The 23,960-nt window shown below is 45.5% G+C and carries 20 protein-coding genes; 9 read left to right on the top strand and 11 right to left on the bottom strand.

Annotation, left to right across the window (positions count from 1 at the left end; all coding sequences use genetic code 11):
• Positions 1-11: 11 nt before the first annotated feature.
• From C2U43_RS27525 to mobI, 6 genes are read right to left on the bottom strand one after another with little or no spacing between them, the layout of a single operon-like run.
• Positions 12-674, bottom strand: a complete 663-nt coding sequence (locus C2U43_RS27525; RefSeq protein ID WP_015063007.1) for a DUF4400 domain-containing protein — start codon at positions 672-674, stop codon at positions 12-14.
• Positions 661-1,764 (bottom strand): hypothetical protein, encoded by a 1,104-nt coding sequence (locus C2U43_RS27520; protein WP_015063006.1) that lies wholly within the window; start codon positions 1,762-1,764, stop codon positions 661-663. The genes C2U43_RS27525 and C2U43_RS27520 overlap by 14 nt, the downstream gene beginning before the upstream one ends.
• Positions 1,764-3,848, bottom strand: a complete 2,085-nt coding sequence (traD, locus tag C2U43_RS27515; protein ID WP_040113316.1) for a conjugative transfer system coupling protein TraD — start codon at positions 3,846-3,848, stop codon at positions 1,764-1,766. The genes C2U43_RS27520 and traD overlap by 1 nt, the downstream gene beginning before the upstream one ends.
• Positions 3,848-6,883, bottom strand: a complete 3,036-nt coding sequence (mobH, locus tag C2U43_RS27510) for a MobH family relaxase (RefSeq protein WP_103286030.1) — start codon at positions 6,881-6,883, stop codon at positions 3,848-3,850. The genes traD and mobH overlap by 1 nt, the downstream gene beginning before the upstream one ends.
• Before the next feature lie 10 nt (positions 6,884-6,893).
• A complete protein-coding gene (locus C2U43_RS27505; RefSeq protein ID WP_015063003.1) occupies positions 6,894-7,616 on the bottom strand; it encodes a hypothetical protein in 723 nt (240 codons plus the stop codon).
• On the bottom strand, positions 7,613-8,098 hold the full coding sequence (gene mobI / locus C2U43_RS27500) for a conjugative transfer protein MobI(A/C) (RefSeq protein WP_015063002.1): 486 nt from the start codon (positions 8,096-8,098) through the stop codon (positions 7,613-7,615). Before mobI ends, C2U43_RS27505 begins: the two co-directional genes overlap by 4 nt.
• Before the next feature lie 756 nt (positions 8,099-8,854).
• On the opposite strand from mobI, the gene C2U43_RS27495 reads away from it, so the two are divergent.
• The 5 genes from C2U43_RS27495 (at position 8,855) to C2U43_RS27475 (ending at position 17,235) form a co-directional block, all read left to right on the top strand.
• Positions 8,855-9,652: a hypothetical protein gene (locus tag C2U43_RS27495; RefSeq protein WP_015063001.1), complete on the top strand. Its 798-nt coding sequence runs from the start codon at positions 8,855-8,857 to the stop codon at positions 9,650-9,652.
• A 5-nt stretch (positions 9,653-9,657) separates the two neighbouring features.
• A complete protein-coding gene (locus tag C2U43_RS27490; protein ID WP_015063000.1) occupies positions 9,658-10,170 on the top strand; it encodes a hypothetical protein in 513 nt (170 codons plus the stop codon).
• Between the two features lie 615 nt (positions 10,171-10,785).
• Positions 10,786-11,832 carry a thioredoxin family protein gene (locus tag C2U43_RS27485; protein ID WP_040113317.1) on the top strand — a complete coding sequence of 349 codons (1,047 nt, stop codon included), beginning with the start codon at positions 10,786-10,788 and terminating at the stop codon, positions 11,830-11,832.
• The gene (trhH, locus tag C2U43_RS27480; protein ID WP_015062998.1) at positions 11,822-13,237 is read left to right on the top strand and encodes an IncHI-type conjugal transfer protein TrhH; all 1,416 of its coding nucleotides are present in this window, start codon (positions 11,822-11,824) and stop codon (positions 13,235-13,237) included. The genes C2U43_RS27485 and trhH overlap by 11 nt, the downstream gene beginning before the upstream one ends.
• A gap of 8 nt (positions 13,238-13,245) precedes the next feature.
• Positions 13,246-17,235, top strand: coding sequence for a conjugal transfer protein TraG N-terminal domain-containing protein (locus tag C2U43_RS27475; RefSeq protein WP_015062997.1), 3,990 nt, complete (start codon positions 13,246-13,248; stop codon positions 17,233-17,235).
• Between the two features lie 371 nt (positions 17,236-17,606).
• On the opposite strand, the gene C2U43_RS27470 is transcribed toward C2U43_RS27475, so the two are convergent.
• On the bottom strand, positions 17,607-18,173 hold the full coding sequence (locus C2U43_RS27470) for an HAD domain-containing protein (RefSeq protein WP_015062996.1): 567 nt from the start codon (positions 18,171-18,173) through the stop codon (positions 17,607-17,609).
• A 99-nt stretch (positions 18,174-18,272) separates the two neighbouring features.
• Positions 18,273-18,788 (bottom strand): lytic transglycosylase domain-containing protein, encoded by a 516-nt coding sequence (locus C2U43_RS27465; RefSeq protein ID WP_032610469.1) that lies wholly within the window; start codon positions 18,786-18,788, stop codon positions 18,273-18,275.
• Positions 18,789-18,935: 147 nt separating this feature from the next.
• On the opposite strand from C2U43_RS27465, the gene C2U43_RS27460 reads away from it, so the two are divergent.
• The 3 genes from C2U43_RS27460 to C2U43_RS27450 are packed head-to-tail and all read left to right on the top strand — an operon-like array spanning position 18,936 to position 20,560.
• Positions 18,936-19,685, top strand: a complete 750-nt coding sequence (locus C2U43_RS27460) for a thioredoxin fold domain-containing protein (RefSeq protein ID WP_040113318.1) — start codon at positions 18,936-18,938, stop codon at positions 19,683-19,685.
• Between the two features lie 25 nt (positions 19,686-19,710).
• The gene (locus tag C2U43_RS27455; RefSeq protein ID WP_040113319.1) at positions 19,711-20,103 is read left to right on the top strand and encodes a hypothetical protein; all 393 of its coding nucleotides are present in this window, start codon (positions 19,711-19,713) and stop codon (positions 20,101-20,103) included.
• A 34-nt stretch (positions 20,104-20,137) separates the two neighbouring features.
• Positions 20,138-20,560, top strand: a complete 423-nt coding sequence (locus C2U43_RS27450; RefSeq protein WP_015062992.1) for a hypothetical protein — start codon at positions 20,138-20,140, stop codon at positions 20,558-20,560.
• A gap of 58 nt (positions 20,561-20,618) precedes the next feature.
• Here C2U43_RS27450 and C2U43_RS29940 read toward each other — a convergent pair whose 3' ends face one another.
• On the bottom strand, positions 20,619-20,966 hold the full coding sequence (locus tag C2U43_RS29940) for a hypothetical protein (protein WP_223203176.1): 348 nt from the start codon (positions 20,964-20,966) through the stop codon (positions 20,619-20,621).
• Between the two features lie 369 nt (positions 20,967-21,335).
• Here C2U43_RS29940 and C2U43_RS27440 point away from each other — a divergent pair, with 369 nt between their 5' ends.
• Positions 21,336-22,145: a DsbA family protein gene (locus C2U43_RS27440; RefSeq protein WP_015062990.1), complete on the top strand. Its 810-nt coding sequence runs from the start codon at positions 21,336-21,338 to the stop codon at positions 22,143-22,145.
• 51 nt (positions 22,146-22,196) lie between these two features.
• On the opposite strand, the gene C2U43_RS29935 is transcribed toward C2U43_RS27440, so the two are convergent.
• Positions 22,197-22,250 (bottom strand): DUF4113 domain-containing protein, encoded by a 54-nt coding sequence (locus tag C2U43_RS29935; RefSeq protein ID WP_223203177.1) that lies wholly within the window; start codon positions 22,248-22,250, stop codon positions 22,197-22,199.
• A 198-nt stretch (positions 22,251-22,448) separates the two neighbouring features.
• Positions 22,449-23,948, bottom strand: coding sequence for a helix-hairpin-helix domain-containing protein (locus C2U43_RS27430; protein WP_032610464.1), 1,500 nt, complete (start codon positions 23,946-23,948; stop codon positions 22,449-22,451).
• Between the last annotated feature and the right edge of the window lie 12 nt (positions 23,949-23,960).

Here is a 23,960-nt window from a genome sequence, read left to right as displayed (position 1 = left end):
TGACCACCTTATTACATAAGTTTTTGAAAGTTAGACCACAAGCGGTTGAGTGCAATTCCCAATATCAGCAATGCGACAGGGGGGAACAGTTGAGCGATATTGTTAAAAAGAGACATATTAGGCATTGAGAGGTAAACAAAGGTTAATGCACCAATTATCCAGAAGGCTCTGAACCAGATCCTGTAAAACTGAACGGTTACATTACCGAAAACGTAACGTTTTAATTTCCATTGATACATGCCGTCAGCGAGCATAGCAATTAAGTAAGGTGAAAACACAATCAGCCAGCCGAGTATCAGATTCCAGCGGAAAATGGACTGATAAATGAGCAAGGGGAGATTCTTTGCCACAGTGTAGTTTACCGATGACATCTTCTCTGCAACGTAATTCAGCCCACGCGCAGGTTTCGTCGTTTCCGGGATCAGTATCGTATTCAGATATTCGATCAGCTTATAGTCATTAATCAGAGTCGACAAAGTAGCTTCACTATTTGCAATAACCGACAACCACCGGTCATTAGAAATGAGGCTACGACTGGCGTTCACCTCCTGAGTGATTTGTTGCTTTAGATCGTCAGTATTCTGGAAGCCCAGACTATAAATAAGATAAAGCATCATCCCTAAAAAAAGCAGTCCTCTGATGAATACTGCCCGTGCAGAATTATCCGCAGCCATTTGCGTCCCTCCACTCCCTGAATAAGTCTAATCGGTCGCCATGGTCACGGTAGTGGCTTCGCCAGATTGTTGGCACACCCAGCAACCAGTGGTATTGCTGCGGGATTATGTGGTTGATCAGGCTGAACTCAGCCAGTTCCTTATGCTCCGGACTTTTCCAATGAATTTGACCGGGTTCAGGAACATAGACACAGGCTTTTTCCTTTGCAGCCTGACGGCTAAACTCAACAAAATTAATCCCCCAGGGCGTCCAGTGTCGGTATCTCCCGGTGATCCCTGTATTAAATACCGGGAGCGTTAGCATGGTGTCTGCGTAGGTTGAGATGACCTTTTTGCACACACAAGGGCTATCAATTTGCTCCCGGTCGAGGTGTGTTAATAGTGCCCGGTCCATAATGTGGTTGAACATATTGGCATATAGCCCGGTCGGGTCGGGCAGGCGGTCAATCGCCGAGATTAGTTTAAATTTGATACGAGAGAGAAACGCCGAGTCTTCTATGGTAAGAATGTGACTTAATGTGGTTTCAGGGTGAATGAGTGGCTTATTGCGTTGTACTTGTTTAAACGTGACGCTGTCAGGCAGCGTAATAAACGCCGATGCAGCACTCGTAAAATTGACAAAATAGGGAAGTAAATAACTCCCCAGCATTTTTGAATTTTTATCAACAAGGCGGCGGCGCTCTTCAGAATTGTCGAATGTAATGCGAAAACCAATAAATTTTCGCTGTCCGTCTTCGCTCGTAAGAAGAGACTGAACCCATTCATCACAAGGTCCCTGAGCTACGGACCAGTAACTTGTTTCATGGTCACCGTATTCATTGCTGGTGGACAGTTCCCCTTGGAGCAGAAAAAGCTCGGAAAGGATAATAGCCAGCGCTGATAAAGACTCAGCATCGTTGTCATGGCAAAATTGCCCCACAGATTTCAAAGCACCTTTTTCAATCCCTGCCAGACGGTCACGAACATCCTGCGAATCGGCAAACTTCAGGCCTAATGACTGCATACGCCGTTTAACAAGCGAACGGCTTTTACTGACTTTCAGAGATGAACTGAAAATTTGATTTTGTGTCAGAGTAATTTGCTCGTCCATCAATGCAATTTCCTTAGATGTTTATTTAAATAGTCTAAACCCACATTCTGACGCAAAGTTACTTTTCCGGCGGGTTTCAGGAACATCTCCAATAATGTTGTATTGGGTCTCATCGAGTTTTCACTTACGGCAATCGGGATCTGCCCGACGACTTTACGACCATCCTGAAGTCTGGCCACAATATGAAATTTTGGAACCTGGCCTAAAAGCTCTTTCGGAATACTTTCTTCCAGCGTTGTTTGCTTTCTTTCTGATATCGAACCAGAGAAGTTATTATGCGGCAAAGTGGTTTCTGATCCTGTCGTATACGTGACCATATTTGTACTAATTGGACTTTTACCAAAGTTTTCTACAACCAGCGTTTGCGTTGGGGTGTCGTTTACCCGCAGGCTAATGTAATTGTTACACAGACCCGTAATACGATTTGCAGTCTCAATGTTTGCTGCTGCAATAAAATCGGAAATGGTTTGCGTGCAAATAAACAATGCAATTTGTGCGGCACGACCCTGAGCGAGTAAGTTTATCATTGAATTGTTGATTGCGGAGTGTGCTTCGTCGACGAAAATACTGATCCTTGAATGTGAGGACATATCACCATCATCAGAGTTATAGCGACTACCCGCGCAGGACGTCAGGTCTGACATTATCAACTGCGAAATAGCCCGGGCGGATTCCGGGTTGGAAAGACCATCGAGCGAGATATAGAGAACACCTCCGGTACTGAATATTCCATCTGAAGTGACTATTTCACGCGAAGTGAGTGAATTAGGTGACGGCGAAAGCAATTCATTCAGTGGTTGTTCGGTCAGACGACTGAACAGCGGCATAATACCCGCTGTCATTTTTGACATGTGCTCAGGATCAGACAAAGAATAATCTACTAACCGGCCGACGGTATCAATCCAATCAATGGGCTCGGCACCTTCATAATTCAAGAAGTGGGCAGAAAACCATTCAACAAGGCGCTTAAAGCGGACTTGTAGAGTATCATTCGAAGAATATTTCACCTTTTCCATCCATACATCGGGCCCGTAGTGCCGTGCATAACAGCATTCCAGAACTTTTACGGTGAGGTTCAGGATTGCCATGTGGCTTTTCATGTTTTTATGAATGAGATATATCGACGGTTTTTTATCCGTGTAAGACAGACCGGTGATCACAGTTGAAACGAGAGCCTCGGCATATTGTACGAATGGGTTAACTTCCCCGGGAACCGAAACCAGACTAAGAAGGCGTGAGGTGAGGTCCGAAACATTGGTATAAGCGTTGCAGACATCAATACACACTGAAGAAGAAGGCTGGGCAGGGTGAAACTTATAAAATGGCAACCCAAGTTCCGCCGCTTCATCCATAAGTGACTGCCGCCAATCTGCGTCGTTCTTTGGATCAATAACCACAATGACGTGGCCTAAATGCAGCATACTGATGCTCAATAACCGCTGAAGGACTGTTTTACCGGTACCGACGTTTCCGGTAATGAGGGTATGGCCGAACCAGTTATCTTCGGTAACAAAAATTGGCGCCCGTTTATCAACAGCAAAAATGGCGTTACTGCCACCCATGGATCTGGCCATCGCCTCAAAATGCCGCGCTATGGGGTTTAGGGCAAATGGCAGGGCTATCTCTCTTTTATCGCTTGAGAGATTGGCAATTTGATACGCGCGATCTGCATGCTCGGGACCCCATTCAAAGCCGTTACAGAAGTAGGTTTTTCTGTCCGGTACCTGACGGTTGGATTTTTTATACTCTTGTACCAGCTGGCGGTACTTTCGCTCGTTAGAGAAAAAGTTACTTTTGTTGATCGACCTGAGCGATTTAAGGCTAATAAACATAATCTGGCGCTGAAACACGCGCCAGTGCGCCATCAAATAAGGGTATGCCGTTTTACAGCGGTACAAACAAACCAAAAGCATGAAGGCAGCGGTATACAAAATGATGGGGGCAATATTCAACCCATCTGATCGAAACCCCATAAACAGCATTATTATGGCGCAAATTAAAAGTACTGAGGCACTTCTGTACTCCAATATCGGCCTGTAAAAGTTTTCCTGGGCGTGCAGGTTGGTCCTTTTTGATTTTGCCATTATAGATTCCCTACATCTTTAAGTGTGTTAATGATTAACTCAATATCGACCTTTGCCCGGTCGGATGCGGCTACCAGAGTTGGCATGTTGAATGCGAAACATTTTGTATTGACTATGGCGCCGGAGGTGACCTGGTATTGAGGAAGCTGGTTAAAAAGCTCAGGCGCATTTAACTGCGTCCCGTATTTTTCAACACATGACTGGGTCAGAAAAAAGGTGTTCTGGGTCAAAACCATGAATCGGTTTTTCCGCTTTCTTTTAAACGACCCAGATAACTTAGTCAGAATGTGGTGAAGCATTGTGGCAATTTCGACGTATTCAAGTTCTGTAACTTCACCGCCACTTAGCAGGGTAAAATCTTCCAGTGTCTCCTTTTCTTCTGCACCAGGTTGGTCAACGGCAATAGGAGCCTGAACTGTGGCAGAGTTGGATCGATTAAAGGCTTCTTTCACTGGAGTCGTGACCGGCGGATTTTCATGCTTCTTCTCTGCTTGAGTGTTTACCGCAAACAGACGAGCCAGGGCCGGAGATAGATGGTTCGCTTTCTCCCCGGCGGGTTCCGATTTTATAGGGTCCTGTGATGACACAGGACTTGTTAAAATTACTTCTTTCCCGGTTGTATTGGGAGCTGGTGGCTCTCTGGTATCCTCAGGATCATTCAATTTACCGGGCGCAACGACCTGGTCTGTTTCATCATGGAATTCGGCGACATCGCTATTTTTCGCCTCAGGCTGGGGGGGTTCAACCACAGAGTTGTCGGCGACTATAAAGTCAGAATATGCCTCACTATCGCTATCTAGGGTTTCTTCCAGCAGGTGGCCATATTGCTCATACTCAGAAGCAGTGACGGTCTCCGGTTCGGAGTGGGCGTTAATCTGTTCAGCTACCGAATTGGCCTCTACAGCCTGGGGGGTATTCAGTCGCGCCGGAGGGAGATCAAGCGGTGTTTGTGGGGGCGAAACCGCTTCGTTTAATGATGGACTTTCAGGGATATCCAACGGCTGGTACATTGACGTATCAAAAAGCGACTTCAGCGTAGAAGTGGTTCGGGGTTCCGAGGTACTCACCTGAATACCAGCACAGTTATCCCCCAGTTGTATCAGGCGTAGATTGTTTACGTCACGGACTATCCACATACCATCCAGTGATCCATCACGGTACGTCAGCTGGAAAAAGGGCCCATCACAAAATGCCGCCTCATCAATACCAGGGATTAACGCAATAGCAGCATCGAGATTAAGGTAAGGTACGGAATCAATATTAATGACTGCGTTGTGGGGCAGTGGGGCGCTCAGAAGCATTTCATGCAGCTGCTCGACCAGACGCATCTGACTCTGCTCTTCATGTTCCTCTACCCGTTCCTTTTCATCCAAGCCGCCTGTTCCGGCTGTATCTGTTGGCGTAGTAACCTGCGGATCAATAATATCGGTTGCTTTATCCGTGCCAGCCGCCTCCACACTTTCTGTGATGGCTTCAGTATTTTCACTGCTTTTACCGTTGACACTGTCGGCATCAGGGCCGTTCACGAGTTTGAGTCCGTATTGTGGAGTATCTTCAATGGCGTCGCTTACGGTGTCCGTTACTCTGGTAACAGACTCACGACCCGGGACCGGCCTTCTGTATTCTGTTACAGTTTTCTGTTCATCAATATAGATGAAATCTTTATTTGCATTAACGCTGAAGAGGCCCGGAACAGAATCCGGGATTTTATATGAGTCAAAAATTAACCCGATCCAGCGAAGTTTCAGGAGATTATAAAATTCCAGCTTACCGATACCGTTTCGGAAGATGCTGGCTATTTCATTTTCCGAGTATGTCCCGGGAATAAAATAATGAACCACACGCTCATCATCGTAAGGCTCAACATAACCCCGTTGAACCAGCGACTCTACTAGTACAGTTTTACCTGCATCCCCCTGTGGGAAGTTGAACTTGTGGGCCGCAAAATCACTAAGTACAAAGTCGAGGAAGGCGTTTTCATTGAGGTAAACTTCACCGTTTACAATAATGATGTGCATGGGTTTGGATTTATAGTTATTAATATTAATACTGGTGAAGTTATGCTTAATGGTACCTATTGCTCTTGCCGCAGCATCATTCGACCGCAGACCCATTATCGGGTCCCTCAATACATTAAGGTCAGTTCCCGTTGAATAATAATCTGAGGTTCTTACACATTTGGACAGAAAGTCATTGCCATCGTTATAGACATTCAGTGCCGTAACCATTTTTGCATAGACGCGCTCCTTTTTGACACGGTCGAGGAATGACATACAGACCGGATCTAATATTCTCTCAAGGAAAACGCTTGACCATATATTATGTTGGTTATGAATGCGTTTTCGCCAATGTATTTCATATTCGACAACATTGTTTTCACGTGCCCAGTCAAGCAGGCTTTGCGAGCTTGGCGCCCATGTTAAAGTTTCATTCAGATTCAGACTTACTATATCGAGGTCATATACCTTTCCGGCATCATGCACAAGGCTACAGATAAAAGCGGCATAGAGATATACTTTTCGGCGAATGACTTCTTCATCCTGATACCCAATTGGGCGCAATTCAGAATGATTGGCATTTTTTAAAGAAATCATTGCAACTTCCAGGCTATGTGACAACAATCCGCCAATACCATTATGGTGGTGGTTTTCTGAAGCAGGAAGTAAATGAATCCAACGGATGTATTCAATCAATGGTTTTAAAACCAGATTGGTGAAGGTAAAGGCATCCTCACGGATGTCTCCATCACTTATTGCCAGCATCATAGAGATTGAGTGCAGTTTATCTCTGTAAAGAGAAAGAATAGACTGCTCATTAAACGTTTGTATCCCAGCTGGCCGAGTTGGGTACTCAATGAATTTCAGGACTTCAAGATTCGGGTGATCCGGTACAGTGTATTTCTGATCCCCTATAATCTGAGCAAATGGTGAAAGACTCGAAACATCCTTCATCATTAACTCAGCCACATCATTCTCCCTACTGGAGAAGATGCCTAAAACTCTTTGTATACTTAGGAATAGCGCCCTGAAATTCATCAAATAATCCTTATTGGCGTTTACCAGATAGTTCCGCAGCAATATATGCCTGCACGCTTTTGTACTGTTTTACCTTTTCGATAAACTCATCAGGACTGTAAGAACCTTTTACACGGCGCGACACGTTAAGTGTTTTTTTGACCCGTTCGATATACATGTTGAGACTTCGGATAATATTGTGCGCCATTACGTTGTAATCGCTAACCGGCAGCTGACCCAGAGAGTTGAATTTATACATCTGGGTCAGAAGGTTGTTCATTTCAAAGATGTGCTTATAAAATCGCATCGTGTTCTGGTTGTTGAAGTTTAACTGGACAGATTCAAATCTGAACGGAGAAAACTCAGTTGATGAGAAGAATGGATCACTTTCATCAACCTTAATAGTGGCGATGTGGGCCTCCAGATTCTGCTTCATCAAATTGTTTTCGTCGTGCAATTCATTAAACCAGTCCTGAATTGCCTGCACCAATTCAGGGTGTTTTACCGCATTAACCGTCCTGAATAATGATGAAATAGCAATGCTAACATCATTAAAGCCTCTTATTACGGAACGATTCCGTGCCGTAAGAAATCGGTTAAAGTCTGGCGTGCCTGGAGTAATAGTTACTGTTGCCATGCCGTAATGTTCATTTTTACTTTGCGTGGCTCTTCGGCTATCTTCAGGAGTCTGAGAGGAGCGGGCATTTACATCAGGTGTCTTCTGCTTGCTTTCATTAATTGTTACGTCGGTCATTGTGCCACCTCTGATTTTGAGTATTTACGGATTTTGCGTCCCAGTTCGATATACGCAGTATGATAGAACTCAAGTAATTCTCTGTAGGGTTCTAGTACTCCCTCCGTTTTTTCGATCATTTCATATTCCCAGAAGGCATGATTAACAAAGCAGCTTTTCGAATATTTTCCGCTTTTCATCGCAGAAATCCGTTTCGACATATGACTGGGAGACCTGGTTTTAAACGGGCTGAACTTATGCCAGGTGATTGTAACTTTTTTGGCATTACCGATTAATTCAATTTTCGGCGCATACGAACCCAGATACTCACGCTTTAGCGTATTGTTAGGCCGGGGTAAATTAATCTCCAGATGATTCCGTTCTTTCCACTCGATCCAGTAATTTGTGCAAAGGTCTTCAGCTGCCTCCCGCAGAACCTCGATTTGTGAACGCATCAAACTGCGTGATAATTCTAGTGACTTTATTAGTTTCGAATTAGACATGTGACCTCCTGATGTGAAATCACTATACCGAAGTGGTTTTTATTTTTTTTTCACAAACAGGACTTTTTTCCGTGATTTTTATCGAGAATTTTGAGGTGGGGCTTCGGAGGCGTGAGGAATACAGATAGTGCGCAGCTCCAGATGAACACGGGAACGGCTGAGATGGGCGCATTTAAGCGCGGCAGAAAAGTAACTTTTTCTGCCATGGGTATTTTGAGACCGTGATCTGAAAAGTGCTGTTTTACTTACTAAGTTATACATATATCTAGTGCCACTTTTTAAACAAAAGTGACCCTATGTTTTTTGCGCATAGTGCCACTTTTAAAAAAAGTGACCCTATGTCTTGGCTACATAGGGTCACTTTTCACAAAGAAGTGACCCTATGTCGAGGCTTCATAGGACCACTTTTCGGCAAGAAGTGACCCTATGTAGTAGTCATGTTAATCAATCGGAAAAATATTCATCCTGAATCGCTTTTTTCGCTAATGTTATTGCCGCTTAATGCCGATAACGATTCGGGCTTTGCTATTTTTTTAAGCGATTAAAATTTCGTTAGCAAGCGCAGGGTTTTTTGATAAAATTCTGGTTAGTTTGGTCAAAAAGTGTTACAAGTAAGGCCAATGGATGAATGGTTAGTTTTAAGACTCAAATAGGCAGTATTAAAATTCCAAAAGTTACTTTTCATCATTCAAAAACCAAACTTTAATTTCATGTAGAAGATTAGTACAATTGTATTGACGCAAGGACAATCCGCACATGTCAGAATCAGATAACATAACGCGTAACCTACTCGGTAAACTATTACGTACCGAGATTTCGATTATTCGTAGTTACCGTGCATTCCTAATGTTATTGCCTATTCACGGATCTTCTATGTATCAAACAGGGTCTCCACTCCTGCAACGCCGTCTATTTGGAACCGGGTTTGGGGCAATGGCTGATAATGCATTCGAAGTTGAAACACGTCCCGGAAGTTTCCTCGTTCCACGTTCTTTAGGTAAAGAGATCTCGTGGGATAAATTTTTTATGGCCGTTGTTGATGGTGACACTAACGTTATCCGTGAATATGACAGTGACGATACTGACTTCGGCATTTACAATGCAGGGGAAAAAGTTACTTTGTTGAATGGGCAGGAAGATTGTTATAATCCGAGCAAAATTCAGCAGTTACGCTCCAAGTGTGTAGACATACAAAATGATTATTTTATGCAGATCTTCTTTATGTCAATGCTTGCACCTGAGTTTGTCAGTATATTTTTTGGATTAAAGCCTGCTACCGTAGATGCAATAAAAGATGTTGGTGTGTCATCACTCAAAGCAATTAACGATGTCGTTCTATTCCCACGAATAATTGCCTTTACACCGGGGTTGGGGGATGATAGTGCAACATTAAAATCTAAGGTGTTTGCCTGGGCATACGAATTATCTGCCGACATTCGTTTGGGTAAAGTTAGTGACGACTTAATGGAACTATTGCGTTACGACACTATGTTTACATGCCACCGTCAGGATGTGTTCAACTCTTTGGCAAATAAAGTGCTCTTGAAGGATTAATAAAAATGGCTAAAGTCGATCAAACTAAAGCTAACATGTTGTTGAGCGCTACAAAAACGATGTCACTTGGTGCGAATAAAAACTCAATAAGAATTCTTTATGGAAGCCATGTTGCAGAAAATATTGATTTCAGATCGGAACCTCAACAAAACGTTAAAAAAGGTATTCGAGGGTGGAGTCGTCGTTCGGATAACCGCAGAGCATTTTCTGCGGTTATTGATGTCGCGGTAAATTACTTCGGTTTTGATCCTATTCATCCGGAATCCAGCTTCCGCAATATTGACTTCAACCGAATCATGAGCGTGCTGCATAACCTTGGGTATTTCGTCTGCGCCCCTGAGGTCAATAAAATCATTGAGATCCTCACGTCAATGAAAGAAATAGAGGAACTCGAAACTTGTGCGAAATGCAAGCGGCCTTACATTGTCCCGTATACCAATGATACTCATTGCCCTCGGTGCAGATTGTCGTCAACGGTCTCTGCAATAGCGAGATATTCTCAGGAGGAGTTAGATTAGCTATTACTTTATGTGAGTGGTTTTAAGCTGAGACCAAAAATCTAAAGACTGCGTCGTCTTTATCTATTAAATCTTTGGCTTGCATACCGTTACACATGGTTCCTCATGTTGCTGTTTATTTTCAGACGGCTTCCGTTCTGACGTATCTAAAACATACTGTGTTAAATATTACTACCATCCGTATTTTTTTGTCTGCTCTATCCTTCCAACGTTCATTTTCTGTAAGTATAACTAACATGAATTGCCATTCTTTGATTCATTACGGTCTTTGAAAAGTCCAGATTTTATGATGCGCCTGCCAATTTCGTTTCTTATAGGTATTCAATTAAGTATAAATTCCCTTATGCGTTAACCAGCAAAGTACGGGGATCGTTCATAATCTGGATAGTGTTGTCTGAATGACAACGCGAATTTGCATTACTGTACCGTCATATAATTAATCCATTTCTCTCTTACAGACCATGTCTTTACCGGGACACTGTGTTGAACTGTCGTTTTTGGGGCTTTGTCGGCGTCACATTTCTGGTTTTTTAACGCATGAAATCTACTCCGTTATCGAACTCCCGGTGATTTTTTTTATGCCATCATACCTCTATTCCATGAGGAGATCGGTGAATGACTCGATTAACGTTACTGCCTTCAAAGATGTTAGTGTTGATGTCTTTGTTTATAACTGGCGTCCATGCAAATGAAGACCAGACCCTTATCAAAGACACCCCATTTGTGTCAGGACAAGCCTTTAAGAAAGGTTTTTTCTGGTATGACGACCCAGCCCGGAAAACTGAGGAAGAAATTAATGAGACTACGCCTCCTGTTGCATCTTCGTCCCAGCCAGTACAAGAAGAAAAGATTGATCTTAATTCAAAGTGGCTAAAGGACAATATGCCCCGGCTTTTGACTCAGGCAATGGATAATCCGACCCCTGAAAACTTATCGAGGTTTTATACAGCGCAACGTTTAATGTTGGATATCGGTACGCGATTTTCGGATAAGTCGAAAGATTATTTTCTTAAAAATCCAATGATGTCTGAAAAACGAAGACAGCCGGTTGAGAAGGTTGCCTTGGATGCACATCGTACGGTTGTGGAAAAAAACCAGCAGACGGTAATGAAAGATATTTTCACAAGATCCGGGCTCTTTTTCTTTTTCCAGAGTACCTGTGAGTTCTGCCACGAAGAAAGTCAAATCCTCCAGTTTATGCAGAATTACTATTCGGTCGACATTCTCCCTGTCAGCATGGATGGCAGACCATTACAAAATGGGTTGTTCCAGGATTTCTCTGTCCCTAATGCGCAGATTATTGATCAATTCAAAATCCGCGAAGTGCCAACTATTTTCCTTGTGTCGAAAGACGGGTCATCAGCGCAACGAATTAGCGAAGGTATGATCACTGCTGAGGCGCTCAAGAATACTATTATTCTGGCTGCAAAGGGCATGAACCTGATTGATGATGCCTCATTCCAATCCACGTTAGATATTAAGCGCCAATATACCATTGGTGAGGATGGCGTAATTACAGTGAATAAATCAGAAATGGAATCTGACCCGTTCTTATTGCAACGAATAATGGACCAGAAGTTGGAAGGGTACGATATGCCTACAGCGGACCCTGTGAACTACTTGAATGTTGGTGGCAGTTTAGGAGGCCCATATGCGCGCTAACCTCCATGTTTGTGCAAAAAAGTTACTTTTGTCGTTAGCCGTTTGCACGGCGATGATTGCACCAAATGCCGGTGCCGATAACGCCATGCGTAATATTTTTAATGGAATGATGACGACAACCAGCCCGGCCAGTTTTGAAACGGCCACCCGTACCGGTGTGGTTGGCGGCTCTTTTTCCTACCGCACAACAAACGTGAATACCAATTTAGTTTCAATGTCTTTCCCCAAAGCTTCCGTCGGCTGTAACGGCATCGATGTTTTCCTCGGTTCATTCAGTATGATTAACGGAGATCAGTTGGTGCAGGTTGCTCGCGGTATCGCGCAGGGGGCCGCGATTTATGCATTTAATGTCGCGGTATCGGCAATCTGTGCTGACTGTGCTGCGACTATTAATGATATCCAGAACAAATTGCAGGCGTTGAACAAATTTGCCAAAGATTCCTGCAACGCTACTTACTCGTTTCTTTCTGAAAATGTTGGACCACCCAGCCAGTATGCGAATGCGGTCAGTTCCGGCCCAGCTTCAATGCTTGGTACTCTTAATGGATTGTTGCCTGATTTCGGTTCATCAATGACCAAGTCGCCAGAAACTGTGACCTCCCAGGTAAAAGCAAAAGACCCTGAAGAGTTTGCTGAAAAATTCAGTGGAAACCTTTTCTATATGTCATTTATGGACATCGATAAAGGTTCTATGAATATCGGTGGCGTGACTGAATTATCTGGCTACAAACTCGCAGAGCAGCTGATGTCGCTTGTCGGCACTGTGATTATCAACTGGGATGCTAAAGGTGAAAAAGCGGGGATGGAAGTTCGTCCATCGACGATGACGGTATCGGATTTCATCATGGGTCCTCCGGCTGGTGGCTCCATAAAAATGCTCAAATGTTCGCCTGTACCCGATCCTGCTTCAGCGAGAAAGTCGCAATGCCTGGTTATGTCTGAAGTGATGGATGGTGGTTTCAAAGGACTGAAGGATACGATTTCAGACCTCCTAATTCAGGTTCAAACAAAGGCAATCAGCGATGTCAGGATCTCTGATGATGAATTACGCATTATTTCTTATATCGGCATCCCAACAATTCTTGATTCTCTTCAGACTTTTGATGTCCCTGAAGGCTATGCCTATATCCAGGATATCAGTGCAATAGCGGCCACCAGCCTTGTCATTAACATGCTTCGGCAAGTTGAAGCAAAGATCAGCGCTATGAATATCCCCAGTGAATCACTTTCCGGACGGCGGCAGGACCTGACTCGGTTATCTGAAAACCTTAGCAATCAGGTAAAAGCAGCTTACGAGCTCACCCGTAGCCAGGTAGGTAACAGCTCTGATGTCATTTCAGCATGGGATGATCGCCGATTAAAGAGGAAGGCGTTCATGGAAAGTCTTCGTGGCACAGGTAACTGAGGTCTGATATGGATTACAACATCTATACAGTAGGTGATATCGAGTTCGTGTGGTCCGCCCTTAACGGGATTGCCCTGATTTTCTCACAATATACCGGTGTAAAAGCATTTCTCACCACGGCAGCGGTGCTGGCTGGAGCCAGCCTGTTTTATAAAACATGGCTTTGGCTGTTGAACCCGACAAAAGCAGAGGTGCCGATATTTTCATGGATTCTTGGGCTGATTCTTTTTTCGATGGCAATAGTACGCGTGGATGTGACTATTGAATCGGTTAAGTCTGGTGAAGTGAGAAATGTCGATGGTATTCCTGTTTTTATCGCGGCGATGGGAACTGTAACCACTAACCTTAGCCAGGGCCTACTCAAAGACTATAAAACGGCGTTTGATCCGCTGGCGCCGATCGACTTTGCCGCAACCACGCTTGATGATGACATTACTCTTGGCCCGATGATTCGCTTCGTTAAATTCTTACAATGGGGCGGGGACAGCCAGGGGTATTGTTCAGCGTTCCCCGAACCAGTTAGCGGATTAGGTGCGATGAACGTGTGTGCGACAGTGCAATCACTGGCCTATAACTGCCTCAAGGGAACACAAAACTCAAGCGCGAAAATCGCTGGGAAAGAAACCATTTTTAACGATATTTTCTCTTCAAATGTCGCGGAAAGCATGGAACGCATTAATCAGGCGATGAAAGGTTCGCTGAAGAACGCATCTGCTAACATCGTGGGTGTGAATAGTTCAAAGTCAGCGACTTGTGAAGAGGTCTGGTCGACCGTTAAACAGGTAACGAGCACCCCGGAGGCTCGACAGACGATTGCTTTGATTGGGCAAACAAACGGTATTCTTACCCCAGAAGAGGCGGGCGGTGCCGCATCCGGATCGAGCTTCACGGATGTAATGGCGTCGGCGAACGGCATGTATGGCAAGGCGATTGGCGCTTATGACGCGACGCTTTCTTTGTTCATCATGAATGAGCTACGTAATGGTGCCAGTAAATACAAAACCCCACTTGGTCTGGCCTCGGATATGCAACTGTTTGAGGCATCATTAAAACGTACGAATACCATGGCATCTCAGGGGCAGCTCTGGCTGCAATTATCTGGTGCGGCAATTGCGTTTCTTGAAATGTTTGCGTACATGGTTGCTCCGTTTGCATTGCTCATGCTGCTTGCACTCGGCGGAAACGGTGTTGCCGCAGCGGCAAAATATCTTCAGTTGATTCTCTTCGTTAATATGTGGCCGATTACTGCGGTGATGGTCAATGCCTACGTGAAGAAGGTGGCAACAGCGGATCTTGATACATGGAGCACACTGAATAGTCAGAGTAACGCGGTGACTTGGATGGGCTTACCAGGGCTTGCCGAAACATATAGTTCTTACTTATCAGTTGCATCAGCGCTCTATGCTCTTATCCCAGTCCTGACGCTGTTCCTGATGACGCAATCCATTCATCCAATGATGAATGCGATGAAAGGAGTTACGCCACCCGCACCTGTGGACTCCAGCCACCTCACGCCGAAAGTGTGGGATGCGCCAAATAGCGGAAAATCATCATTTGGGGATGTTAATCGTACAGCACTGACAAGCACCGGGCAGGGGTTCAGCGGTGGCGGGGCCATGGACTCCAGTAACTTCCGACTCGGTACGTGGAATGCAGGTTCAAGTATCGCGTCAAGCCAGGGACAAGGGGCGGCAATGACCTCATCAGTCATGAGTGCAGCAAGTAATTCATTCCAGCAGGCCTACAATCAGATGAGTGAAGTTGGTCGTTCGGGGCAATCGGGCCAGCAATTTTCCTCGAATCTGCAAAACTTGAAATCATATACAGACCAGGCCGGTGCAAACGTCGCTAATAGCGTAGGGGCGAAGCACGGAATTAATTCGCAGCAATTAGCTGGTGTGGTGTCAAACCTTCTCCTCAATGGAAGTTTGGGACTTGGTGGCGAGGAAAAACTTGGAAAAGGGGGGGCTGGGGGCATAGGTCAGAAAGTGATGGATTCACTAGGTCTGAAAGCATCGGGTACCGTTGGTTCAGGGATCTCAAAATCGAATTCAGGCAGTGATAGCCTCTTAACTGATTTGAATAAAGCTATTACGACTCAATTGTCAGAAAACTCAGGACTTTCTGAACAAATGAGTAAAGCGGCTTCTCAGGTAAACAGTGATCAGTTTGCACAGACCAATGCATTCAAAGAAGCTGCATCAAAAATGAACCAGGCAACACAGACAATGGCCGAAAATCTGTCGACGTCACTTTCAACGAACGCCAGCGCTAATACCGGCATGACACTCGACTCAAGACAGTCTGTCAACCTAGACAGATTCTCCGATTCTATTCGTAATAAAAACTTCAGCGATGATGATGTGCGTAATTTTGCACGGAAAAATGGTCTTGATGAGAATGCGTTTATGGATAAATTCAATTCTTACAATGACACATTTAAGGCCAGCACTCAGTTGGGATCACAACTCCAGCGAACTGATGCGCTGGTGGCAACGACACGCGACTTTAGTGAGCAAAAAATTGCGATTGATACTGCCAGGGGTGAAACGGCTGAGAGCAATAAGCAGGATCTGCGTGAGACCTCCAGCCTGCTTAAAGGGCTGGTTGCTGACTTCGGCGGTAACGCTCAACAGATGCTGCCAATTACCAATCAACTTGACCGAATCACTGGTGATGCATCGGGTATTAATACCATTGCACAGGCGCAGGAGCGCACACCAGACCATGTAGATACCTCCGGCGTAATGAGTGCCGATCGTGTTGCTGACGTAGGGCAAGGTCTGGATGCTCAGGCGAAAGCTGGATTGGCACAGAACCAGCAGAATGCTAATCAACATATTGGCGGACAAACCGAATCAGGTGTTACGCCGTACAATGTGGGCTCGGTCAGTAAAGAAGATATTCAGGGCATTCATAAAGGTAATGTAGCTAACTCCTATAGCGAAGAAAACCAAAGTGTTCTCTCGTCGTTGGATAAGAATACCCCTGTAGTGACTAATGAGACCGTGGGAAGAATTCAGGGGGCTGGGCAGGACGTTAAGAACGCCAACCAAACTTTCGACCAGCTTCAAACTGGTATAGGCGGCAAGCATGCTACTTCAGGCATGGGTAATACCAGCGAAAAACTGAATTCTATGTACGGAGATAGCCAGATACGCGGGATATCAAACAACCTCCCGAATTATTTTGACAGGGTTGCAAATGACCCAACCAAAAAGCCGGATGACAAACGGGCGGAGCTGGCCGCACAAGCCGTGTTTACCTATGGGGCCAGTACAATGGCAACCGGCGCTGAGAAAGAACAACTGAAAGCGGATACTCAAAGCCTCCTCACCGAGCTGGGTCACTACAACGTTAGCTGGGGGATGAATGATCTCCAGAGTATCCATGAAGGTTTCAACATGCACAACAAGGCTTCAGGCTCTCTTGATTCAGCAATAAGGGCGAATCTTGGTGAAGGCGGCTCTGGCGGCGGGATCGTTGGCCAACGAACCCAAACCACGATTGATACCCTTGCTGGTAATAAAATTGAGTCCAATACAGAACGTAGTGTGATTGGCAGTACGCTTTTATCGGGCCAGGAGAGTGTTGCCAGAGGGCTTGACGTTATCGGAGCAAAACCCGTAAACGACATGCTCTCAGGTATTGGGGTCCTGACTACGCCCGCATCTTTGGCAAACGATGCAACGAATCCGGTAAATATGCCGAGTTCGTTATTGGGCAAGGTTGGCAACCACCTGCAAATGTCAGATGGTCTGAGCGCGGTGACCAGCCGTTATAAGGATATGGGAAGTGATGGGATCAAGACGTATGAGAGTGCATCACAAAACTCAGAGCGTGCGATTCGTCAGCAACTGACCGATGATCCACGCTTCGGGTCGGATAAAGCAGATGCGTTCGTTAACTTTATGAAGTCAGACCTTAACAATACAAACGAACCGTATCAGTCGAGAATAGAGAGAGCTGAAAACTGGCTGAATGATAATAAGAAGTAGGAGTGAATACTGACTGATAAAAGCCGTGCTCTTTTTGGGCACGGCTTTTTTATGCCTGCATCCGGGGAAAATAACTATTCACGGCAGTGCTATTCAAGGTAAACCACGAATCTGAGAAAAGTACACCGGCTAACTGAGCATTGGATAAGGTTTGTTCAGTTTTAAAACAATGGTCAAACAGGATACTATCTTAATCACGATTCAAATTCTCTTTCCAAATCCAGTTCACTCGCCACCCTAAGAAACGTGAATGCTTACTGGCCTAAATTAAAGTTGAGGAAAAAGTTACTTTTCTGATCGACTGATGCAGTGTTTTTGGTAGATGGCGAATCATGGTTTTTTTTAACGGAGTGTGTGGAAAAGTTACTTTTTTAATAAAAACGGGCCATCAGTAGGTTATATCTGGCTATCAGATCCGTTATGTCCTTTTCTTTAACCCCCGTGTAATAATCCGTACGGATCAGGTGCGGATATTCTGGCGGAAACAGGGTCGTATCGTCATCAAGGCAGATAAAGGCTTTTACCTGGTGCCTGGCCACGAATTCTTCACATTCAGCTGCACGTACCCCTATTCCCCCCGAGGGTAGACACAGGGATGGGGTTGCGCCAATTACCCGGTCTCTGTACGGCGAGCGGAAAAGTGACTTTAGGTAGGTAATACTCCCGCATTCTCTCCATGAGCTTGATATAACGATGAACATTGAAGGACTTGCATCAAGTAACTTCTCAATCAAATACATCCGTTCGAAAGATTCATTCTGACATTTGTGGATTACACCATCAAAATCCAGGAAAAGAACAATATGGATTAATGGCAGAGGTCCCCATAAGCCAGCTGTTGATTCATCCTGAGGCAAGATCCCGTCCAAGTCTTTATTTCTAAGCTTCTGTGGAGAACAGCGTATCTTGCACAGGAATTCGTATATTGATTGGAGCATACCTAACCTCTTTCACGGGACAGTTTCACTCGCTCAGTGATGAATTGTTCACAGCCACGTAAAACAACTAAACAATAAATTGGAGAGTAGGGGGGTAATTTACTCCGGAACATTTTTTACAATATGTCCGTTGTACTGGGTCTTTGGTTGCGTCCACTGATATAACTCGTCCATGCCATTCCGGCCCTGAATCCGGCGATTGTATTTGACCATGAAGTTAAAGATATACCTCGCCCGGACCTTAGGGGTTTTGCTGTTGTAATCGGCAATCCCTTCAAATACATTACCATTTCGGTCTACAATTTTCCGGTAAAGCCACCAGGTACCTACCCAGAAACTGGCACAGGCGTCATAGGCCAATACCCGCCAGGTAACAGACGGAAAGTGGCCACGTATTTCCGGCAGATTGGACGAATTGATCTGCATAGGTCCAATATCATAAGTGCCATTTTTATTCCGGCTGAACGTTCCCACTTTTCCGCCTTCATTATCAAAAAGCGTAAAGACCAATTCTGCATCAATCCCGAAAAAGCGGGAGGCATCGGTAATGCACTGTGTGTAGACTTCAACAGGAACGGGAATAGGTTTCACATCATCTGCTGGTGGTATAAACACGAGATAATCTCCACTGGAATTACATACTGGATATTCTCCCACATCGCGGGCTAAAAATTTTTACTATAGGGAGGGAATTTTGTCCCTTAAGCGAATTTGGAGGATTTTTTCGCATGATAGTATTAATGCTCCATTAAAGGAGCTGAAATGAATAAGACTATCAAGGCATCATTCTTATTACTGGCATCTTGTACGGCCTTTAGCATGAATGCCCAGACAGTGAAAACTGACGTGCTTCCTGATGCAGCACTGAAGAAATTAAAAGAAGTTGGGCTGTCCATCGAGCATATTGAACCATCCCCAGTAAAAGATATTTATACCGTGATTTCAAGAGAAGGCGTGAGTTACGTCAGCAAAGATGGTGATTACATTTTTACCGGGAGCTTGTTTCATGTTAACGGCAAAGATGTGGAGAATACAACGGAACAGGCGATACTGAAAGGCGTCAGGGAGTTTGCTGCTAAAACAAAATCCATAGAATATAAGTCGGCGAATGAAAAATATCGCCTGGCGGTGTTTACTGATATAACCTGCGGGTATTGCCAGAAACTACATCATGATCTTCAATCCTATCTCGATGCCGGGATCTCAATAAAATTCCTCGCTTTTCCGCGTGCAGGCCTGAACTCCGTGGTCGCGGGGAATATGGCAAAAATCTGGTGTGCGGCCAAACCTAATGATGCGCTGGATGCTGCAATGAGCTCGATATCAATCATTCCGGAAGGACGGCCTGACGCGGCCTGCCTCGATATTATCAAATCGCATTTCCAGGTTGCTTCAACTATTCCGCTTCAGGGTACGCCAACCATGGTAACGCTGTCGGGTAAACCTCAGTTGTTCACCGGCTGGTTGAGCCCGGAAAATCTGGTGACCCGCATGGGCACCGCACAAAAGTGACTTTTCACGACTGCAAGAGGTGATTATGAAATCTGTAATACTGACAACGTTAATGCTCGTGGCGGTTGGCACTCAACCCGTCTTTGCGGCCCAATGCCAGTTCGGGTCCTGCAACGCAGACATTGAGGCCAGCAGTGAACTGCTGGTCTCTGCGGCTCAGACGGATAAAGACGCGGTTTTAAAAAAACTTAATGACGCATCATCCCCCAGCGACGCCATGTCTAAGCGGGTTGAATCGTATCTGAATAATGACAGGCTAAAGGTGAACACCGACAGTACCCGGAAAGGTCCGGGCAATGGAATCGTGAAGCCGACGGATGAGCTAGCGCCGGTAAGGCAGCTGAAAGTCATTCGCCCCGAGCTTGTACAAAACCCCATCACCCAGCCATTGGTTGCCTTTTATGAACGTATGGCCTGAGAGCGCCGTATATCCGCGATTTGGGGGTTAGAAAATGTCGCTCTGGCTCAGCATTGTCACCCGGGCAACGGGATTACCGGATAAGCGGTATTTAAATGATCCGGTGATCTTCCGTTATTACCAACAAAAGATCCAAAAGGCTCCTTTTGCCCTGGTCGGATGGACTCTCTGTTTCCTGGCAACCATCGGTGTGTCGCTGGGACTGGAGCTCTCCAACCAAATATTACTTCTCGTTCTGCTGATTCTGTTTTTACTAATGGTGGTTCTCCAGAGTCGGTACCAGTTCATGCATCCGGAGAGATGCATCAGTGCTCGATTTTACCAGGAGGTGCTGGACGATGCGTCAGTGTCAGATATTCAGAAAGCGCAGTTTGAGTATTTGTTCGTGTCCAAAGTGGATGCAATGACGATCGGTGATCTTTACCGGCTCTATGATTTCAACAGAGGAGGCCGGTAAAGGTGCGGCATGCAGGTGAGAAAAGTCACTTTGCGGTTGGGCGTTGCGGTGCTGGTCATTAGTTCCAGGGAACCGATGCGACATAGTTTCCGGAGCGTAGCGGGGCATCCAGTTTCCCGGCCAGAGCGTCGATCATTGCGGAATACGCAATGCTGTCCGATGGGATTGGCGCATTGCTCTGCATACTGACTTTAAGAACCTGTTGTGCCCCTTTCCCCGCAGGGTAGACTTCCACATCAAGGCGGCGCCAGAAATGCCTCTGTGATATCGTCTCTGACCCCACGATCCCGCTGACGGGTTTATAGTCATAGTCCGTCTGAGTCTGCCCGTGTTTATCTTTTTTCGTTGTCTTCTTCTCGACGACATATCCGGTTATGCCCGTCACCAGCTGTTCACTGTATTGCATATTTTCCTGGGTCTTACTGTAACTGAATCTGAGAATATAGTCGGGCAGATGGTTGGAAATATTAAACCCTATCCCCGTTAATCCACTCGCAAACCGGGCTGCAAACATGCGCGATTGTATACTGTCATCAGGCGCTACAATTTCAAATTTCTTGTTGCCTACCGGGCGTGACATTAAATCGTAAGCATCAACATCATTCCCGAAATGATAGCTGCACCCACATAAGAACGTTGTGGCGGTCAGTAAGAATAAATGCCGTAACATTCTAATTCCTCCAAAAAGGGTTCTTTAACGAATAATTCCGATGTGCTGTGACAGTATAATCGAACACAGGTTGATAACTAACAAGTTGAATTCGTAAAGGTGGCTATGACTAAATTAAATTATTTAAAACCCGTAGCGTCTGTTTTAATTTCTGTGTTGATTGCGACGGCTGGCTCTGTGTATATCACGTCGAAATATTTTAAAACTGAGCTCCCCAGTAACGATGAAGTAGGAAAGGTAGCGGCTACCTATCTGGTAAAAAATCCTCAGTATCTGCTTGAAGCGGGTAAGGCTCTTGAAAACCAAAATACCAACGCCTCCCTTGAGCGGATCATCCCTTACGCACCGGCTCTCTTCGAGACCAAAGAGACTCCCAACATTGGACCGGATAATGCGGCCGTCGCCGTCATCGAGTTTTTCGACTACCAGTGCCATTTCTGTATGAAGGTAGCGCCGGTCGTTGAATCCGTGTTGAGCCAGAGCAGCGATGTTAAATTCTTCTTTAAAGAATTTCCAATCTTCGCTGGTTCGAAACCCGTTTCTGCGATGGGGGCGGCGACAGGCCTGCATGTGTACCAGGCATTTGGCGCTGAAGCGTATCGTAAGTACCACAACAACCTGATGACCAGCGCGTATGTATTCTTCAACAACCAGCGAGGGTTTACGCTCAGTGATTTAGACATGGTGGTGAATAAATCCGGGTTCAACAGCTCATTCAGCGATCGAGAAAAAAGTCGCTATGAGAATGTCATTTCCGGAAATATGCAACTGGGGGAAGCTCTCGGGATCAGCGGAACGCCAGGGTTCATTATCATGAACATGCAAAAACCCGATGCTGCAACGACATCATTCATCCCGGGGGCTGTCGACGAAGCTACCCTGAAATACGCAATCCAGAAGGCCCGTGGTGGTTAAAGTAGCTTTTCATGCCAGAACTGACCATGCCGGGTAACACTGGCATGGATGTCAGGCTTTTACGACAAGTAGCTCATTCCAGCGAGTGGTATACCGTGGCGACATTGACAGTATGGTCTGCTACCCCCTGAAATCCTGCTGAATCCCTTCCCCAAGCAGGAACAGAGAGCTACGCAGCTCTTTGTTAAACCGATCCATCGCCTTCATAAGCGCTTCACAGCCTCGTTTGGCGGGCCGCTCATCGAATTAGTCGCGATGAGTGGCTCAATGCCGTAACAGCTAAAATCTGGTAAGAGATATTTGTTAGTTTTCTACTAATTGAACGACTACCAGCCTGCCACCTTCCTCTTTTGACAAAACAAATTGAGCGTTATTCTTCAGTTCTATTTTTTCCCCAACCATAATCTGCCGCTTATCCGGTAATGACATTAGTCCTGATATGCCTTCATTTACCAACCACCATTGATCGTTATGGTAAACAAAATAACCAACCCGTTTCCTTTGTGCATCCGTTGTACGTTCATTTGGCGCGATAAGACGATTCACATGCCACGCATAGATAGACTGCCCGCTCCAGACCATCAACCGGTGATCGTCAGGACGATAGCTGCCTTCTTTACGAGAAGAATAAAAATTAAGCACTGGCAACTTACCTTTATACGGCGTACCGCAGTAAGGACAGACCGGCTTTGTCTTACCCGAGAAAACGTACCACTTCTGTTCACATTTCGTGTTTTGGCAGGGCTGTATCAGGTCAACGGTCTTAACCAAGGCACTTTCCCACTCATCGGCGGTAGGGCGTTTTGTGGCATCATGTAAGCCATCGATGAAGGCTCGATCAAACAATGACGTCAGGTAGGGACCCATGATGGTGTAAGGAATTTTACCCGGGTCAGCCCAGGGAAGTGAAAAGGAGGATAACTGACTGATTTTGACTGCATTACTTTTGTCTGTCGGATGTTCAATGAAGAGCGCTTTCTCACCCATTGATAAGGTTTCATCACGCACTTCATCCGACATGTCATGTATTTTTCCGCCACGTAGCGGATGACGGAAAAACAGGTACATGTAGATAAGCACCGACAGTGCATGGCGGTCAGTAGTAATGCTTGGCAGTACGCGGTTCGGATCTTCTTTGGAAAGATGGCTGGTTTTCACCACCTCCGGAGCGATAAAATCCGGAGTGCCCACCACATCGGGAGGATACTTTCCAGGAACGACTAGGCCGTCTACGTCAATGATGCAGGCATGGCCCATTTCTGGATCAATCAGCACGTTTTTATAGCTGAGATCGCTGTGACAGAGGCCAGCTGCATGCATCCTTCTGACGGCTCTTGTCAGCAGCAGACAGACTTTGAGATAGGTAAGCGTATTGCCTCGTTCACGCGGATCGAGGAATTTATTCTGGTTGCTGGCGCTGGCAAACCATTTGCCTTCTTTCTCCCGGCCTTTAATATCCAGAAAATCATCGTTTTTGGAACCATATTTAAAGAAAAAATGGTTCTGGTAGGTTGGAACCACGATACCGATTTTATTCCCATGCTCAACAACGTGGGTCGGCCAACAAAACAGATCCTTCCAGTATTCGCCACCGGATTGTCCAAAAATGTTTTGCCTGTAGCGGCCGGTGATCATATCAATACGATCCCGGGCCTGCTCATTCTGCGGTTTTTGATAAAAAGCGACGACGTAAGATTTATCAGGCGAAAAGTAAACATCCTTCATCGAGCCTGAACCAATCACCTCGTCAACATACTGGACTGTTTCGCCGTTCTTTGTTTTACACGTAACGATATTTGCCATATTGATCACCGA

This window comes from Citrobacter freundii complex sp. CFNIH9 (assembly GCF_002903305.1).
Classification (GTDB): domain Bacteria; phylum Pseudomonadota; class Gammaproteobacteria; order Enterobacterales; family Enterobacteriaceae; genus Citrobacter; species Citrobacter portucalensis.
This window is presented reverse-complemented; position numbering and strand designations above follow the sequence as displayed.